Origin of the sequence: Musicola keenii (assembly GCF_014855505.1) — a bacterium.
Classification (GTDB): Bacteria; Pseudomonadota; Gammaproteobacteria; order Enterobacterales; family Enterobacteriaceae; genus Musicola; species Musicola paradisiaca.
This window is the reverse complement of sequence record NZ_JAAWVW010000049.1, coordinates 1-2,984: the sequence shown is the minus strand read 5'-3', so window position 1 is coordinate 2,984 and position 2,984 is coordinate 1. Positions and strand designations below refer to the sequence as shown.

Annotated in this window: 2 protein-coding genes and 1 pseudogene; 1 reads left to right on the top strand and 2 read right to left on the bottom strand. The window is 33.5% G+C overall.

Annotated elements, in window-relative coordinates:
- Positions 1 to 200: 200 nt before the first annotated feature.
- Complete coding sequence (locus HEP82_RS19750; protein WP_192459603.1) at positions 201 to 665, top strand: hypothetical protein; 465 nt, start codon at positions 201 to 203, stop codon at positions 663 to 665.
- A gap of 201 nt (positions 666 to 866) precedes the next feature.
- Here the strand turns inward: HEP82_RS19750 and HEP82_RS19745 are convergent, their stop codons facing one another.
- A complete protein-coding gene (locus HEP82_RS19745) occupies positions 867 to 2,606 on the bottom strand; it encodes an LA2681 family HEPN domain-containing protein (RefSeq protein ID WP_192459602.1) in 1,740 nt (579 codons plus the stop codon).
- Positions 2,607 to 2,688: 82 nt separating this feature from the next.
- Positions 2,689 to 2,862: pseudogene (locus tag HEP82_RS19740) on the bottom strand (integrase); the annotation flags it as partial.
- Between the last annotated feature and the right edge of the window lie 122 nt (positions 2,863 to 2,984).

Sequence of the window (2,984 nt, the reverse complement as noted above, 5' to 3'; positions counted from 1 at the left end):
CATTCCAGCTTGAACTCGGGAGAAAAGGTTCGTTTTATTTTCTTGGTCATGAAGTCACCTGTTTTATGCTGAGGCAAGAGTATCACCTCTGTTCAGGTGGCCAAATTTACTGTGCCACTACAACGTTAGTATAAACAATGCAAAAAAATATCACATAGCACTAATAAAAGAGCAGTATAGAAAGAAAGGCGGGGGCTGATATGTTTTATTTAATATGTATGGTTTTTATGGTCATATTTTTTATTGCTTGTATGTTGTCGGTTATATATGCGTCTGAAATATATCAGTGGCAGCATTATAACAGCTATAAGTTTAAGCAATGGTTAAAAAGTGGGAGTATAAAAAAAGATGCGCATGAAGAAAAAATAAAAAATGAAGTGAAAAAAATGACTATAGATTATATATTAAAACTTCTTAAAAAATACAATATAGATTTTGATGCTAACGAGTTTGTCAAAGCAAGTTTTAATATTAAGATGAAATACTACAAGCTAATATTAAATGAAAAGGAGAGGCTGAAAGAAAATAAAATATTAGATGAAGCAGTTAAACAAAAAATAAAAATAGAAACTGACACATTTGACGCTGAAAAATTTCAAAAAGAAGCTGGCGAACGTTATAAGTTATTCATGGAACGCCGCAATCTCTCCAATAGAGAAAAATAACAACTCCTATATTTAGGACGTCAAGAAGAATGGCGGGGGTTCCCTTTTAAGGGTTCCGCTATTGTTCTTGATGACACATAGATAAAGAATTTTTATTGGTGGGTGATTCACGTAGTGAAACACTCCACCTATTAGACCTTTTTATCACGGCCTTACATGAAAAAGCATATGTTTAGATCTGCTGAAATGTTCTTAGTACAATCATAAATTATGCTTGAGTGGTACTTCTCTTTGCATGTAAATACCGTCGTTTGGGCGTTTTCGCTCTTCAAAATGGATAGCTAATGATAGATACATTATTGAGTTACGAGCTAAGCCAATGAGTTGCATAATTCTTGATTCGAATTGGCTTATTGGCACTAAAAGACAATGTGATGATAGTTTTTCTTTTTCATGGATTTTTGCTTTTAAGTCTGAATGCTTAGTATTTAGTTTGTTAATCTTTTCTTTAAGCTGTTTAGATAAGTGAGGGTCATTGTCTTCATTTGTTTTTTTTATCTTTAATTCAATTTCTCTAATTTCATCTGGTATCGTATTGACCTCTCTTTGCAATTTTGTAAATTCTTCATCATTGTAAGTATTATGTGATGTTGCGAGTTCATAGCCAAAATCATCAACAATTTTCAATGAACGATGTTCCATAGCATTTCTGATTTCAGCAAATGCTACAGCATTTGGATCTAACCATTTTGATACTGAATCAGAGCTACCAACTTTGCGGATATCTTTTAATATATAGAATAAAGCATGGATAAAAGGATTATCACTATCCTTAAGTTTTTTATGGGGCTTCCATTCATTATTCTTGCCTGTGAAGTCGCGAAATAAATTGTCGATGTTTATTTTTCTGTCATGCTTTAAGTCATTTAAATCAAAAAAATGGCTAATTAGGTATGCTATTTTGTCAAAAAGTGAATATATTATTCTGAATGCTGATTTGTATTGGGCAACCTTTAAATTGTTAATTGAGTAAGTCATATCTTCAACGTGTTGAAAAGTTGAGTTGAATATATGAGGCGCATCGTCCGGCATATCCTTTGAGGAGTATATTAAATACCGCGCATAGCAGTAATCATTTTTTAATTCATCATAATTACCATGGTATGATAATTCTTCATGCATTGTAAGCGCACCATTAAGAGATTGGATAAATGATGGTAATGAAAAAATATCTTGGTAAGTAATCTGGTAATCGCAAACATCATTTAAATCATTAAGGAAAAGCTTGTTTTTTGCACACCATTCAAAATACTTTTTCTGTTTTATTGATGTGAGTTTTTCAGTGTATTTCATGAAATAATCGAAAGACGATATCTCAAAATTATCCTCAAACCATTTTTGGAAATTGTGTAATCGCCCCCCATCTTCAAGTGATCCTTTTTTTTCTGGATATTGTTTTTTGAAATTATCGAGTCCCTTTTTTAATAGATTATAAGCAATGAAATAATGATATTCAGAATGTCCTTCATCGTATAGTGAATTGCCAAGAAATAATTCATTATTGGCTTTTGATATAATTGCTACGGGATTGTTATCTATAGAAATAGCTTTGTCATAGTGAGGGATACAGCATAGTGCTCTTCCCTGTGATGAAAGACGGTTAGCTAAATTTGTCTCAATCATAGATCTAAGACTATCATATGCATGAATGTTATTTACGTGTTCCTGCCAGTTTGCTTTAGGGAGAGTATGTATGGCTTTTCTGTAGAAGATGACCGATTTCATCAAATCATCTGAATACCACTCTGTTTTACGTGTTTCATAGAGTTTGGAATAACAATTTCCTAAACAGTAGAGATAATGGGCTTCGTACAAGGGGTGAGAAAAGGTGAAATCCTGTTTTGTATAACTTTCGACTAACGCAGCTAAAGAAGCGTGATCACATGTAATGATGTATTGATCCGCAAGTTTACTGAACTCCTCAAGTTCATCTTTTACCATTAACAAGGGAACTCCTTAAATATTGATAATTATTGATTGCCGAACTTCGATATTAAAAGATAGTATACATTTCTGTGTGTTATCATGCGGCAATAGACTTATATTTTTGTATTTGGACGTAATCACTCCACCATTGCATTAACTCGGCACGCTCGGCTAAATATTCTGCACGGTTGTATGCCGCAATGATTTCATCTTTTTTAGAGTGAGCGAGGGCTGCTTCAAGAACTTCTGTTCTGAACTTACTGGATTCCTCGGGAGTGTTAGAAATTCTGTGTCATTCCAGTAGTATATAATCAAAAAGGAATGACATATGTCCCAGCCCTTCGATTTCGATAAAGCGCTTAAAGCCCTCCAGTCTGGTCAGGCATTAACGGG